Below are 13,938 nucleotides of genomic sequence, written 5' to 3' on the forward strand. Positions count from 1 at the left end.
CCTCCTCTCCCCCCCCTCTCCCCCCCTCCCCCTCCCCCCCCCCCCCCCCACGCTGGGCCGCCCGGTGCAGTTCCGCAGCTCAATCGGCGCGGCCGGCAACGACCAGGCGCTGGACATCCTGCATACCGCCGCCATCGCGGCAGGCTTCGACAGCGTCGATTTCCTTGAGGAGCCCGCCGCCGCAGCGATGCATTACCACGCTGAAAGCGCACAGGAACACGACGCGGTGGTGGTCGACATCGGCGGCGGCACCACCGATGTCGCCCATGCGCGGGTCGGCGGGGTACAGGCTCCGAAAATCCATCGCGCCTGGGGTATCGCGCGCGGCGGTACCGATATCGACCTCGCCTTGAGCCTGGGCGCGTACATGCCGCTGTTCGGTCGCGGCCACAGTCGCGTGCCGGCACACCATTACGTAGAGGCGGCGATGGTGCAGGACATGACCCGCCAGCGCGATTTCCGCCAGCACAACTACCGTGAGGCCGAGGCGCCATGGGGCAAGCGCCTGCAGGCCCTGCAGGACACCGGCAACACCGCGCGCCTGTACCGCGAGGTGGAGCGCTGCAAGATCGCCCTGAGCAGCGCACCCACCCATGCAAGCGCACTGGACTTCATTGAACGCGACCTCGGCGTGGACGTTGACCCGTCCCGCCTGGAAGCCGCCGCCGGCAGCTATCTGGGCGAGCTGACCGGATTGCTGGAACAGGTCCGCGCCGATATCGGGCGCGATCCGGCGGCGATCTTCCTCACCGGCGGCATGTCGCGCGCCGGCTATCTGCAGGCGGCGGTGGCGGCTGCCTTCCCCGGCGCCACGCTGGTGCGCGGCAACCCATCGTTCGGCGTGGTGCACGGCCTGGCCCTGGCCGCCGCAGGCTGAGTCCGTAATCCCGAAGTCCTTGCGGCGCAAGGGATTCAGCCCGTGGAACCTTGGTATTAACAAAACGTTACGCCGAAAGCGCTATCATCTTTCCGCGTTGATGCGCAATGCGCATGTCGTACCCAGCCTCTTCGAGGCCATCATCCTCACCGATACCGCCGCCGTCCGGATCCGTCCGTGGCGCTGGGATCGTCTATCGCTGTGATCCGGCTCGTTCCCAGCACGCAGCATCCCTGAGCCGCCAAGAGAGATTCGATTGGGCGAAATCGCCAAGCCCGACCCCATCGACTGCCGCCGCTGCGACGCGGTCTGCTGCCGGCTGTCGGTCACTGTCATGCCCGACGATGCGGTACCCGGCTACCTGCTGGATACCGACGAAGCGGGCCGCACCGTGATGGCGCGCAACGACGAGGGTTGGTGCGCCGCGATCGACCCCTATCACCTGCGCTGCACGATTTATTCGCAGCGCCCTGCGATCTGCCGCCAGTTTGCGATGGGCGGCGATGACTGCCGCAGCGTGCGGCAGGACTACCGTCGACAACAGCATGATGCGTCGACGATTTTTTCCACGTTACACCCATGACAGGAGCATCCATGGCCCGTTCGCCAAAGACCTCCCCCAAGGCAGGCAACACCGTTCGCGTTGACCGCAAGCAGGGTTCCAATACCGCACTGAGCAGCGCCAGCATCGCTGCCGATCTGGCTGCATTCCGCAAGAGCGGCGGCAAGATCGAAGTACTCGGCAATACCCTGGCGCTGAAAAAGGCCGGCTGACGCCGCTGCCGTCCGCACCGGCCCCAGGCCGGTGCGGGGGCCGCACTCAGCGGCCGCCCAGAGACACCCGCACGTTGCCCGAATGGGCATTGATCGAAATATCGCCGTCGCCGCCCCCCAGGCGTGTGTCCAGGCTGCGACCCGGCCCGTAACGCGGCCGTTCTACCTGGCCGGCATCGGACTGGATGTCGCCACTGAAGGTCTTCACTGCCAGCCGCGCCGATACCTTGGCCGGCAAACGCAATGCGATCGACCCACTCACCGTCTGCAATGTCACCTTGCCGCCCGGCGCCAGGCCGGACGATGCAACCGTGAGGCTGCCCGACACTGCTTCGGCGGCCAGGCGCTGCACCTGCGCTGTGTCCAGGCGGATGCTGCCCGACACTGTCTCCGCCGACACCTCACCGGCTATGCCGCCGCCGGCCTGGATCGAGCCGCTGACCGCTCGCAGCGCCATGCGCTGGCTCTGTACCTGTGCGCGGATGTCGCCGCTGACGGTACTGAGGCTGGCTTCGGCAGTGCGACCGGCCGCCGAGATATCGCCGCTCACCGCGTTGGCCTGCAGCCGGCGCAGGTCCACCTCGGCCACGTCGATGTCGGCGCTGACCGAGCCCAGCTGCACTTCCACCGAGCGGGGCACGCGCAGTTCCAGCGTGGCGCTGCCATTGTTGCCATTGCGCGGGTAGATCACCTCCCAACGCACCCGGTTGGTGCTCTTGTCCTGCTGCAGGCGCAGGCCATCGGCCATGCTCCCGGTCAACGCCACTTCATTGCGATCCCACCCGCGCACGGTGACCTTGCCGGCGATATTGCTGACTTCAACGCGCCCGCCCGCCGCCAGCGGATGGCGCTCGTCGACGCGGGTGGCGGCCTGCGCGGCCAATGGCAGCAGCAGTGCCAGGGCAGCGGTGAAACGCAGGGTATTTCGCATGGAACTCTCCTTCAGGATGGCAGGCCAGCGGCGGTGACGGCCTGCTGGGTAAGTTCAAGACGCAGCGCGTAAGTGCGCTGCAGTTGGGCAAGCAGGTAACCCGAGCGCGGGTTTTCGGCGATGGCCGCGCGGATGTAAACGGCACTGGTATCCAGCTCATGCAGTGCGGGCTGCCAGTCCGCGCCGATCGGCACCTCGGGCAGCGTGGCCATCGCCTGCTGGTATTCGGCGGCGATCACGTCGGCCTGCCGCTGCAGGGGCGATGCGCGCGGCGCAGGCGGCGTGGAGGTGGGCACCACGGCCAGCAGCGTCAGCGCGGCGGCCAGGCCCAGGCCGACCCGCAGCGACCAACGGTGCGCGCGCGCAGCCGGCGCAGAGGCTGGCAGCGCAGCCACGCGCGGCGGAAGCTGCGCAGCGATCCGCTGCCAGGCATCCGCGGGCGGCAATCGTTCGGCAGGCAGCGCGCGCAGTCGCGACTGCAGATCGGAATCGAGGTCGTGGTTGTCGTTCATGCCGGTTCTCCCAGACGCGCGCGCAACAGGCCGCGCGCGCGGTGCAACTGTGCCTTGGAACTGCCCACCGCCATCTGCAGCTGGTCGGCAATCTCCTGGTGTTTCCATCCTTCGATGTCGTGCAGCACCAGCACCGCCCGGGCGCGCGGCGGCAGGGTCTCCAGCGCGCGCTCCAGGTCCAGGCTGGTCCCCGCGCAGCGATCCACTGCCGGCACTGCCGCCAGAAGGTCCCAACCTTCTTCGCCGCTGTCGCGCGCGTCGCGGGCGGCATTGGCGCGAAGCTCCATCAGTGCCGCATTCACCCCCAGCCGGTGCAGCCAGGTACCCAGGCTGCTGTCGAAGCGGAACCCGGGCAGTGCGCGCCAGGCCTGCAGGAACGCTTCCTGGAGCGCATCCTCGGCACGCGCCGCATGACCGCCGCACAGCCGCCACAACACCGCATACAGGCGCGGCGCGTGCCGGTGGTAGATGCGCTCGTAGGCGGCGGTGTCGCCGGCCACCGCCGCCCGCACCCACGCTGACTCGTCGCGGGTGTCGGCGTCGTTGGCGGTGCGGAGGGCGGACATGGTCGTATCGAGCATATCCCTTGGATGCGGCGGCGTTCGAAAAGGTTTAAACCCGCACGGTAAACTGCGCTTCCCCGAGATCACCGCTGCAAGGAACCGCGTATTCCATGAAAGAGCCTCTGCCCGCCTGGACCCATGAGTGGTTGCATTACGGGGTCCCTGCCCTGCAGATCCTGCTGACCCTGCTGGTGGCCTGGCTGCTGCGCCTGGTCGCACGCCGGCTGCTGCGCCGCGTCGGCGAGCACTACACGCTGCCGCCGGAAATGATCATGGGTGCCCGCCGGGTGTTCAGCTTCGTGGTCTATTTCGCCGTGCTGCTGGTGGTGCTGCAGATCATCGGCGTGCAGGCCAGCGTGCTGTGGACGGCCTTCACCGGCTTTGCCGCCGTGGGCGCAGTGGCGTTCTTCGCCGCATGGAGCGTATTGTCCAACATCTTCTGCACGCTGCTGATCTTCACCACCCGGCCGTTCCGGCTGCACGATTACATCGAAGTGCTGGAGAACGGCGAGAAGCCTGGACTGAAAGGGCGTGTGATCGACGTCAACCTGATCTACACCACGCTGCAGGAACACAACGGTGGCCACGAGGGCACGGTGCTGCAGATTCCAAACAACATGTTCTTCCAGCGCACGGTGCGCCGCTGGCGCGACCCTTCGCAGGCACCGGGCGGCATCCAGGGCGACGGTTGATCCCCCGACAGGCGATGACCGTTCGTCGTTGCGGATGAACCGTCAGCGCAGCTGACTGTCCTTGCTGCCGCGCCGGTTGTAGGTGCCGGCCTCCTGGTGTGCAGCGTCTTCGGCTTCCTGGCAGCGCACGCACAGGCGGACCCCAGGCACGGCACGGCGGCGCGCCTCCGGAATCGGTGCTCCGCATTCCTCGCAATGGGTGAGACCCGGACCTTGGCGCAGCTGCGCGCGGGCGCGCTGGATGGCGTCATCGACGGTCGCATCGATCTGGTCCTGGACGGCGCCGTCGCCTGCCCAACCTGTGGCCATGCCGCATCTCCCATGCCGTTGCCGGACCACCAGCATAGATCCGGCCGGGCGACGCCGGTTTACGGCGGGCTGAACACCCGCCGCCTGCGGTGAACCGTTCAGCCCGGCATCACCAGATCAGGTCGTCGGGCACCTGGAACTGCGCATAGTAGGCATCGTCCTCGGCATTGCCGGTACTGGGCTCGGCGGACGCAGCGCGATCCTTGCCGTTATCGAGCACGATCACGGCCGGATCGCGTTCACGGATCTTGTCGGCGGCCGCACGCGGTACCAGCTCGAAGCCCTCACCCAGCCGCACGATCACCAGGCTGCCCACGGCCAGTTGGCGGCGCAGCATCTCGTTGACCAGCATCGTGCGGATCAGGGTGCCGTCGTTGAAGCGGTACTCGCTTTCGCCTTCGCGCTTGACCCGGTTGCTGTCGATGATCTGGCGCACCTGGGCCTGCAGCTCCTGCAGGCGGTTCTTTTCCTTGCGCTCGGCTTCCAGCGCGCGGTCGCGCTCGGCTTTTTCCGCCCGCAGGCGCTCGGCCTCGCGCTGGCTGTCGGTGGGCGCCACCGGGGCCTTGCCGTGGCGGGCCTTCACCTGTTCTCGCGCGGCCTGGGACACCTGGGACTTTTTGACCAGCCCGGCCTTGAGCAGCTGTTCCTGCAGGGGATTTGCCTTCGCCATTGCCTTTGCATCTGTTGGTGCGGGATTCCAGGGGCCATCATACTGCCCCCACCGCTGCTCCCCAACCGCCGCATGACTGCCCTGAAGTACCTCGCCGGCTACCCCGACGCGCTGCAGCAGCAGGTGCGCGAGCTGATCGCTGCCGACCGCCTGGGACCTTGGCTGCAACGCCGCTACGCCGAGCTGCACACGGTGCGCAACGACCGTCAGTTGTACGACTACACCCAGGCGCTGAAGGAGCGCTATCTGCGCCAGTCAGTGCCGCTGTCCAAGGTGATCTATGACAGCCGGCTGCAGGTGCTCAAGCATGCGCTGGGCACGCATACGACCGTGTCGCGGGTGCAGGGCAGTCGGCTCAAGGCCAGCCGCGAGATCCGCATCGCCAGCGTGTTCCGCGAGGCGCCGGCGCCGTTCCTGAAGATGATCGTGGTGCACGAACTGGCGCACCTGAAGGAATCGGACCACAACAAGGCGTTCTACCAGCTGTGCACGCACATGGAAGCGGACTACCATCAGCTGGAGTTCGACCTGCGCCTGTACCTGACCCACCTGGAACGGGCAAGCGGCTGACGCGCTCGCGGCCCCGTCACGCGCAGGCCCGGCCCCGAGCCAGTACACTCCCCGCCCGCGTCCCGCTTTGTGCTGCCTGCCTGATGACCGATCCGATCCGACTCGACAAACGCCTGACCCGCCTGATCGGCTGCTCCCGGGGCGACGCCCAGCGCTACATCGAGGGGGGCTGGGTCACCGTCAATGGCGTGGTGGTCGAGCAACCACAGGCCATGGTCACCGATGAGGAGGTGGTACTGCGCGACAACGCCGAGGCCACCCGCGCCGAGACGGTCAGCATGCTGCTGCACAAGCCGGCCGGCATGCGTGCCGATGAACTCTGTGCGCTGGTGACCCCTGACAGCCGCAGCGAACTGGATGCCACCGGCGTGGCCCTGCTGCAGCGGCACTTCCACGCGCTGCAGCTGGTGATGCCGCTGGCCGACGAAGACAGCGGCCTGGTGGTGGTCAGCCAGGACGGCCGGGTGGTGTCGCATCTGAAGGACCGTGGCGCGACGCTGGAACAGGAATACCTGGTCGAGGTCAGCGGCGAGCTGGTGCCGTATGGGATGCAGCGGCTGGCCCACGGCCTGAGCTTCCGTAATTGGCCGCTGCCCCCGTGCAAGGTCAGCTGGCAGAACGAAACCCGGCTGCGCTTCGCGATCAAGCCGGTGGTCCCCGGCCAGCTGCGCGACATGTGCCGGCAGGTTGGGCTGGAGGCCGTGAGCGTGCGCCGCCTGCGCATCGGCCGGGTGGCGATGGGCAAGCTTTCCCCGGGCCAGTGGCGCTACCTTGCCCCGGACGAACGCTTCTGATCCGCACGCGGCCCCTGCACTCGCGGTGCACGCGCGGCCGGCTTAGGATCGCGGCATGACCAAGCAAAAATCCTTCTGGCGGCGCCTGGTGCGGGGCACGGGCATCCTGCTGGCGATCATGGTCCTGCTGGTTCTCAGCGGGCTGCTGCTGGGCGACCATCTCACCCCCAAGGCCATGGGGCCGCACAGCAGCGTGCTGCCCCTGCAACCAGCGCAGAGTGCGATCGACCGGGAGGTGGTGCGCCTGCAGGCTGGGCATCCCGACCAGTCCGGCGTTGCCTTCCTGTCCGAGGGCCTGGATGCGTATGCCGCCCGCGCGGTGATCACCCGGAATGCCGCGCGCAGCCTGGACCTGCAGTACTACATCTGGAAGGACGACCTGATCGGCCACCTGATGGCGCAGGAGCTGTACCAGGCGGCCGAGCGCGGCGTGCGCGTGCGTCTGCTGCTGGATGACATGAACGCGCAGGACAAGGATGCCCTGATGATGGCGCTCGATGAGCACCCCAACATCGAAATCCGCCTCTACAACCCGTTCCGCAACCGCGACGGCTTGTGGCGGCTGGTGGAGATGGTGCAGCGTTTCTTCAGCGTCAACCACCGCATGCACAACAAGCAGTGGATAGCCGATGGACGGGTCGCCATCGTGGGCGGACGCAACATCGGCGAGGAGTACTTCAGTGCCCGCAGCGATGTGAACTTCCGCGACCTGGACCTGATCGTGGCCGGCGAAGCCGTTGATCAGGCCAACACGATCTTCGATGCATACTGGAACAGCGAAGCGGCAGTACCCGTGGCCGCGCTGGCCTTCCACACCCCGGCCCAGCTGCGCCTGCTGATGCTTGAATCGGCGCACGAAGCCAAGCTGGAAGCCGCCAGACCCTACCTGGAGCGCGTCGAGCGTTCGCCCGCGGCGCGTTCGTTCTACACCGATGCGGTAGCCCTGCACTGGTCGCCACGCGTCGAGATCGTGTCCGATCCGGCGATGAAGCACCGCCGCGACGACCCCGCCAACTGGCTGGTCACCCGGCTGGTACGCGAGCTTGAAGCCACGCGCCGTAAAGCACTGTTGATCTCGCCCTACTTCGTGCCGGGCGAGGAAGGCACGCGCGGAATGGCTGCGATGGTGGAGCGTGGCGCCTACGTGGGCGTAGTCACCAACTCGCTGGCCGCCAATGACGTGGCCGCCGTGCACAGCGGCTACATGCATTACCGCGCTCCCCTGCTGCGCGATGGCGTGCACCTGTATGAGCTGCGCTCGCGCGGCGCGGGCGGTGGCAGCGGTGGCCTGTTCGGCAGCAGTGGCGCCAGCCTGCACACCAAGGCGTTCCTGATCGATGACCAGCGCGGTTTCGTCGGCTCGTTCAACCTGGACCCCCGTTCTGCGTATCTCAACACCGAGATGGGCGTGCTGTTCGATGATCGGGAACTGGCCGCGCAACTGCGCGCCGAATACCTGCGCCTGGCCGATCCAAAGCAGAGCTACTGGGTGACGCTTGGACAGGACGACCAGGTGCGCTGGCTGGACCGGGCGGAGCAGCCGCCGGCATTGCTGGACAAAGAGCCCGACACCTCATTCTGGCAGCGCGCCAGCGCGCGCGTCATCAGTTGGTTGCCGTTGGAATCACAGCTCTAGAAGCAGCCGCGCAAGCGGTGGCTCTACGCATCGGCCGGTTCGTCAGCCTCCAGCGTTTCCACGGCGCGCCCATGCAGACGCCGCCAGATCCACTGCAGCGCATGCGCGGGTGTGTCCTGCAACTGCTCCAGCAGTGCCAGCGCCTGGGCCTGGCTGATCCGGCCATGCCGGCACAGCAGGCTGGCCGATGCCGCTGCGCGGGCGAAGTGCAGGCTGGCGGCCAGTCCACCGCCGGGGGCGTCTGCATCGCGGAGCAGCGCCTCGTGCACCGACGTGGGAAGCTCCCAGGCGGCCGCGATGCGGCTGGCCACCGGCAGCGTCCACGCATCCAGCAGCGCGCTGGCCAACGGCGGCGATGGCGCTGCACCCTGGTCGCGGGCCACGTCAAGCAGGTGCCGCATCACCAGGGCCGCGCCCAGGCCCTGGGTGAGCCCCATCCACTGCGCGGCAAATCCGTCCTCATGGGTCACCAGGCGGGCGTGATCGGCTGCGGCCCGCGAGGCCAGCAACGCATGCTCCCAGACCACGGTACCGAACTGCGGAAAGGCGTCGCTGTGCAGTTGCATGACGGGCTGCACCAGCACCGCACTGATGATCTGGCGGATGCCATCGGTCCCCACCAGCGTGACCGCGCGCTGCAGGCTGTCCACCGGCTTGGCCTGCAGCCGGTACACCGGGCTGTTGGCGATGCGCAGCAGGTTACCGGTCAACACCGCGTCCTGGCCAATGATCGAGGCCATGCTGCGTGCCGACGCATCACTGTCGTTGACCGTCTGGATCAACTGCGGCAGGAGCTGCGGCCGGCGTGGCAGGTGCCGGGCCGACCAGTCCTGCGCGTCCAGCGCGGCGGTCACCGCCGCCAGCAGGGCCGTGTCCTGCACGCCCGTTGCCCGCGCGGTGCCGGCGCCCGGCAGCAGCGCCAGCGCATGCAGGCCTGCCTGGAGCACCTCCCCCCCATCGCCGTTCGGTGGCGCGGGCGAAGCAGCCTGCGGCTGCGCCCGGCTGCGGCTGCCGGCGGCACCCGGCACCGGCTGCGCCGCCCCCGCCCCCGCCGGGCGGCGATACAGTCCCCAGCCCAGAAACGCCAGGATCAGCACACCCGCCGCGCCGGCCAGGATCGCCATCATCGGGCCGCGCCCCTGCTGGTGCGGCCCCACAGCCACATTGTCGCCACTCCACCCACCTGTTCCGTCCTGGCTTGCCGGTACCGCGCACCGTTGCCACGGCATCGGCCCGGAACGGGCCAACTTTAGCGCGTCATGGTCACCCGGCCCTGACAACACCGTCCGGCGGAATGCACTAGAATGGCGCCGCGCGACCCGTCCTGCCGAACCGACGACGTCGCTTTTTTTATTTTGCACCCCTCTTTTTGCTGGTAAGTTCGCCGGCGTTTGCCGCCGTTCGCACCATCGGAGTCACCATGTTATTTGAAACCCTCGAAACGTCCGGCCATGAACAGGTGGTGTTCTGCCACAGCCGCGATGCCGGTCTGAGGGCCATCATCGCCATTCACAACACCACGCTGGGCCCGGCGCTCGGCGGCGTGCGCATGCGCCCGTATGCCAGCACCGACGACGCGCTGGCCGACGCCCTGCGGCTCAGCCGCACGATGACCTACAAGAACGCGCTGGCGGGCTTGAATGTCGGCGGCGGCAAGGCGGTGATCATCGGTGACCCGCGCAGGGACAAGACCGAGGTGTTGTTCCGCGCCTTCGGCCGTTACGTGGATTCGCTGGGCGGGCGCTACATCACCGCCGAGGATGTCGGCACCGATGTCAATGACATGGAGAACATCTACCTCGAAAGCGAGTACGTCACCGGCGTACACCAGGTACACGGCGGCTCGGGCGATCCTGCCCCGTTCACCGCCTATGGCGCGCTGCAGGCGCTCATGGCGGCCATGCAGCACAAGCTGGGACACGAGGAAGTAGGCAAGGTGAGCATCGCGGTGCAGGGCCTTGGCCACATCGGCATGGAACTGGTCAAGCTGTTGCGGGATCGTGGCGCCAAGCTGTTTGTCACCGACCTCGACGCTGCCCTGGTCGAACGTGCGGTGACCGAGTACGGCGCCGAGGCGGTCAAGCCCGATGACATCTACGATGTCAACGCCGATGTATTCGCGCCGTGCGCGCTGGAAGGCGCGATCAATGCGCAGACCGTGCCGCGCCTGAAGTGCAGGATCGTCTGCGGCACGGCCAACAACCAGCTTTCCACTCCAGAAATCGGCGATGAGCTGCACGCGCGCGGCATCCTCTACGCTCCGGACTACGCGGTCAACGCAGGCGGGGTCATGAACGTATCGCTGGAAATCGACGGTTACAACCGCGAGCGTGCGATGCGCCTGATCCGCAGCATCTATCACAACCTGGGCCGCGTCTTCGCGCTGTCCCAGCAGGAAGGCATCGCGCCACAGCGCGCGGCTGACCGCATCGCCGAAACCCGCATCCAGTCGATCGGCAAGCTGAAGATGCCGCTGGGCCGGGCGCGACCGCGACTGGGCACGCTGCGCGGCGGCTGATGCCAGCGGGTAGATGAAGAAAAAGGGCGCGATCATCCCGCGCCCTTTTTTGTTGCCTGTCGCGTCTGGATCAGAACGCGGCGGCGTACCGCAGCGCGACCTGGCTCAGGTCGCCTCGCGGGCCGAAGCGCTGGTCGTAGCCGAACGAGAGCTGCGAGTTGCGCGTCAGCCAGGACTGCACCGACAGGCCGAACAGGCCGCCGGAGCGCGCTGGCTGCAGCCCGGCCACCGGCGCCCAGGCATCCACGCCAACGAAGCTGGCATCGAATGCCAGGCCATCGCTGGACAATGTCTGCTGCCATTCGGCGTAGCCGCGCAGCGACCAGCCACGCAGGCGGGTTTCCGCACGCAGGCCGGCCAGCGCCTGGCTGCGGCTGGACGCGCGGCTGTGGGCGCGAAGGCCGAAGCCAAAACCGCCGTCTTCGCTGAAGCTGTCGCTGTCCAGGCGTGCGTAGTCCGCTCCCAGGTAAGGCGTCAACGAGGCCGCAGCGCCGCCGAAGCGGTAGCCCGATTCCACGCTGGCGGTACTGAAGTTGCCGCCGTAACGGGCATTGACCCCGTACTGCCCCGCGCCCAGCAGCAGCTGCCGGTCAATTTCGCGGGTGAACTGGCCGGCGCCCAGCTGCGCCAGCGTGTAAGCCGCACCGCTGTTCCAGCCCGCGTACAGCTGCGCCTGCGACTGGCGGTCACGACCGCTGTCGCCGCCCCACTCGCGGCTGCTGTTGCTGCGGGTTTCGCCAAAGGCAAAGCCCATGACGCCGTTGCTGCCCAGCGCCATGTCCTGGCCCATCATCCAGCCCTGGGTCTGGAAGCCACTGCCGGCAAAGCTGCCCTGACCGGCTTCGCCCAAGGCACTCTGCCACGCGCCGCGAAGGCGCGGCGCGGCGGACACGGCATCGAAGCGGGTGGACAGCGCGCGGCGATTCATGTCCAGGTTGTCGAAGGTCATGCCATTGGCGAGGCTGTGCGCCTTGCCGGACAGGCTTTCCAGGCTGGCGGCAAGCGCGGCCTGGCCCTGTACCCGCTGCAGATCGCCTGCGGCATCGGCAAACCCGGGCGCGCCGTTGCCGGTCCCCGTGTCGAGCAGGTCGAACGCCTGTTCCACGCGGAGGGCCGAGGCGGTCGAGATGGCATTGAGCCCTGCTGACATCGCCGCCGCGCTGACATTGACGCGATTGATGTTCAGCCACGCGGTGCTGGCGTCGTAGGACAGGGTCGCGTCCAGCAGCACCACGCTGCCGACATGCGAGTAGCTGTCGAAGGCACCCGTCAGCCCCTGACCGGCCACGATCAGCGCCTGCCGGGTACCGTCCTGCGGGACGTAACCGGCAACGGCCCGGTCGATGACCACGTCGCCGCCGTTGAGCGTGGCCTTGCCGGTTACCTGCAGCGCCTGCGCGCCGAGTGCGGTGTTGAAGAAACCATCGATTTCGTTGGTGTAGTTCCCCTCGATGACCGCATTGATGCCGCCTTCGAACAGGTAAAGCACGCCGTTGTTCACCACGTTGCCGGTGATGCGGGTGGTGCCGGGGCGGAACTGCAGTCCGCCGCCCTGGACCTGCACGTTGGACGTCAGCGAGGCCCCGCCACGCAGCGACAGCGCGCCTTGGCGGATGTCGGTCTGACCGGTGTAGGTGTTCCTGCCTGCCAGGACAAGCGTACCCGCGCCGGACTTCACCAGTCCGCCGGCACCGCTGATGTCGTTGTTCCAGACGCTTGGGGAAGACGACCCCGGAACGTTCACCACCATGTCGCCCCAATCAAACCGGCCAGGGCCGTTGATCGCCTTGCCGACGTTGAGCAGGCCGTATCCGAACACGCTGTCCACCCCGGCCGCGCCCAGGTCGGTGGCGGTGCCAAGCAGGGTCTGCCGCACCTGGTCGTTGCTGAAATACGGGTATTTCTGCCAGACCAGCGCGGCCGCGCCGGAAACGAGGGGCGCCGCATAGGACGTACCACCACCCCACAGATAGCTGGGCGTGCTGCTGGCAGTACTTTTTGGATCGACGAACACCGCTTCGCCTGGCGCGGCCAGGCAATAACTGGCTGCCACACCACAGGCATTGGCGTAGGACGCCAGGCTGTCGGGCTGGCTGGAATTGATCGCGGTCACCGCCAGCCAGCCACGCTCCAGGTCCGCAGCCGGACGGGAGCCGTTCGGACCGGCCTGACTCGGCAGCGCGGCCATGTTGGACGGGTCCGGCTTGCTTTCGTTGCCGGTGGCAAACACCACCAGGCCATTGTTGGAGGTGATGAAGGGTCGGTACTCTGCTGCGATGGAGGCGGTGGCGGCCGGGTTGGTCCAGTACAGTCCGCCCCAGGAATTGTTCATGACCTTCACGCCATCGGCGATCAGATCCTGGTGCACCTCGGCGAGACCGAGCGCGCCATCGACCTGGTTGCCGTTGCCGGTACCGTCATCGACCGGAGCCTTGTCGGCGATGATGCGCGCCGACACGATCTGCGCGTCGGTGGCAACGCCACCTGGCCAGCTGCCGAAGGCGCGGCCCGCGGCCAGCGACGCCACCGTGGTGCCATGCCCGACCACGTCGTCCACGGCCAGGTTGTTGGCGCCCGGATTCACATAGCTGTGGCTGGCGACGACCCGGCCGGCCAGGGTGGGATGAGCCCGGTTGACCCCGGAATCGACCACGCCGATCTTGACCCCCGCGCCGGTCAGACCCTGCCGGTCCTTGCCATTGATCAGGGAAAGATGCGCATCGATTGCCGGCTGCGTCGGCTTGACCGGAGGTGGCGTGACCGGCGGCGTCACAACCGGCGGGGTGACCGGCGGAACAACCGGCGCCACCGGAAGGTCCCCCCGCGTGTTGCCACCGCCGCCGCCCCCACAAGCGCTCAATGCCACGGCCAGCGCACCGGCCAACATGTTCCTGGCGAATATTGCCTGCTTCATCCCTGCTCCCCAAAACGTAATTGAAACCACGCGCGGCGTCCCGCCGTTTCGGCCGGCACCGGTGGCAAACCCCGACCCTCTATACTGGGCCACCCCCACGCAGTCTGCCGGGAAACGCGCCGCCATACCATGCCCAGCGTTTCCTTTTCGTAAATCGCTCACGCAATAACGAGATTGC

15 protein-coding genes are annotated in these 13,938 nt (G+C 67.6%); 8 read left to right on the forward strand and 7 right to left on the reverse strand.

What is annotated here, in order from left to right:
• From ACTJI4_RS16855 to ACTJI4_RS16865, 3 genes are all read left to right on the forward strand, one after another.
• A partial coding sequence (locus ACTJI4_RS16855; RefSeq protein WP_440870013.1) for an Hsp70 family protein occupies positions 1–877 on the forward strand: 877 nt, incomplete at its 5' end.
• Positions 878–1,160: 283 nt separating this feature from the next.
• A complete protein-coding gene (locus ACTJI4_RS16860) occupies positions 1,161–1,460 on the forward strand; it encodes a YkgJ family cysteine cluster protein (protein WP_392920968.1) in 300 nt (99 codons plus the stop codon).
• Between the two features lie 11 nt (positions 1,461–1,471).
• Entirely contained in the window at positions 1,472–1,651 is a 180-nt protein-coding gene (locus ACTJI4_RS16865; protein ID WP_068853593.1) for a hypothetical protein, read from the forward strand.
• Positions 1,652–1,697: 46 nt separating this feature from the next.
• Here the strand turns inward: ACTJI4_RS16865 and ACTJI4_RS16870 are convergent, their stop codons facing one another.
• From ACTJI4_RS16870 to ACTJI4_RS16880, 3 genes are read right to left on the reverse strand one after another with little or no spacing between them, the layout of a single operon-like run.
• Complete coding sequence (locus tag ACTJI4_RS16870; RefSeq protein WP_440870014.1) at positions 1,698–2,582, reverse strand: DUF4097 family beta strand repeat-containing protein; 885 nt, start codon at positions 2,580–2,582, stop codon at positions 1,698–1,700.
• A gap of 11 nt (positions 2,583–2,593) precedes the next feature.
• Positions 2,594–3,094 (reverse strand): hypothetical protein, encoded by a 501-nt coding sequence (locus ACTJI4_RS16875; RefSeq protein WP_392920393.1) that lies wholly within the window; start codon positions 3,092–3,094, stop codon positions 2,594–2,596.
• Complete coding sequence (locus tag ACTJI4_RS16880) at positions 3,091–3,675, reverse strand: RNA polymerase sigma factor (RefSeq protein WP_440870015.1); 585 nt, start codon at positions 3,673–3,675, stop codon at positions 3,091–3,093. The genes ACTJI4_RS16875 and ACTJI4_RS16880 overlap by 4 nt, the downstream gene beginning before the upstream one ends.
• A 92-nt stretch (positions 3,676–3,767) precedes the next feature.
• On the opposite strand from ACTJI4_RS16880, the gene ACTJI4_RS16885 reads away from it, so the two are divergent.
• The gene (locus ACTJI4_RS16885; protein WP_440870016.1) at positions 3,768–4,349 is read left to right on the forward strand and encodes a mechanosensitive ion channel domain-containing protein; all 582 of its coding nucleotides are present in this window, start codon (positions 3,768–3,770) and stop codon (positions 4,347–4,349) included.
• 42 nt (positions 4,350–4,391) lie between these two features.
• Here ACTJI4_RS16885 and ACTJI4_RS16890 read toward each other — a convergent pair whose 3' ends face one another.
• The gene (locus tag ACTJI4_RS16890; RefSeq protein WP_392920405.1) at positions 4,392–4,658 is read right to left on the reverse strand and encodes a DksA/TraR family C4-type zinc finger protein; all 267 of its coding nucleotides are present in this window, start codon (positions 4,656–4,658) and stop codon (positions 4,392–4,394) included.
• A 109-nt stretch (positions 4,659–4,767) separates the two neighbouring features.
• Positions 4,768–5,328, reverse strand: coding sequence for a DUF2058 domain-containing protein (locus tag ACTJI4_RS16895; RefSeq protein WP_440870017.1), 561 nt, complete (start codon positions 5,326–5,328; stop codon positions 4,768–4,770).
• A gap of 72 nt (positions 5,329–5,400) precedes the next feature.
• Here ACTJI4_RS16895 and ACTJI4_RS16900 point away from each other — a divergent pair, with 72 nt between their 5' ends.
• The 3 genes from ACTJI4_RS16900 (at position 5,401) to ACTJI4_RS16910 (ending at position 8,328) form a co-directional block, all read left to right on the forward strand.
• Entirely contained in the window at positions 5,401–5,898 is a 498-nt protein-coding gene (locus ACTJI4_RS16900) for a YgjP-like metallopeptidase domain-containing protein (protein WP_392920411.1), read from the forward strand.
• Between the two features lie 83 nt (positions 5,899–5,981).
• A complete protein-coding gene (locus ACTJI4_RS16905) occupies positions 5,982–6,692 on the forward strand; it encodes an rRNA pseudouridine synthase (RefSeq protein WP_392920414.1) in 711 nt (236 codons plus the stop codon).
• A gap of 55 nt (positions 6,693–6,747) precedes the next feature.
• Entirely contained in the window at positions 6,748–8,328 is a 1,581-nt protein-coding gene (locus ACTJI4_RS16910) for a phospholipase D family protein (protein ID WP_440870018.1), read from the forward strand.
• A gap of 23 nt (positions 8,329–8,351) precedes the next feature.
• Here ACTJI4_RS16910 and ACTJI4_RS16915 read toward each other — a convergent pair whose 3' ends face one another.
• On the reverse strand, positions 8,352–9,491 hold the full coding sequence (locus ACTJI4_RS16915) for an HDOD domain-containing protein (RefSeq protein ID WP_440870019.1): 1,140 nt from the start codon (positions 9,489–9,491) through the stop codon (positions 8,352–8,354).
• A 257-nt stretch (positions 9,492–9,748) separates the two neighbouring features.
• Between ACTJI4_RS16915 and ACTJI4_RS16920 the strand changes: the two genes are divergently transcribed.
• Positions 9,749–10,846 carry a Glu/Leu/Phe/Val dehydrogenase dimerization domain-containing protein gene (locus ACTJI4_RS16920; protein ID WP_392920423.1) on the forward strand — a complete coding sequence of 366 codons (1,098 nt, stop codon included), beginning with the start codon at positions 9,749–9,751 and terminating at the stop codon, positions 10,844–10,846.
• Between the two features lie 70 nt (positions 10,847–10,916).
• On the opposite strand, the gene ACTJI4_RS16925 is transcribed toward ACTJI4_RS16920, so the two are convergent.
• Positions 10,917–13,760, reverse strand: a complete 2,844-nt coding sequence (locus tag ACTJI4_RS16925; protein ID WP_392920426.1) for a S8 family serine peptidase — start codon at positions 13,758–13,760, stop codon at positions 10,917–10,919.
• Positions 13,761–13,938 lie beyond the last annotated feature (178 nt).

Origin of the sequence: Stenotrophomonas sp. 22385 (genome assembly GCF_052045085.1) — a bacterium.
Lineage (GTDB): Bacteria > Pseudomonadota > Gammaproteobacteria > Xanthomonadales > Xanthomonadaceae > Stenotrophomonas.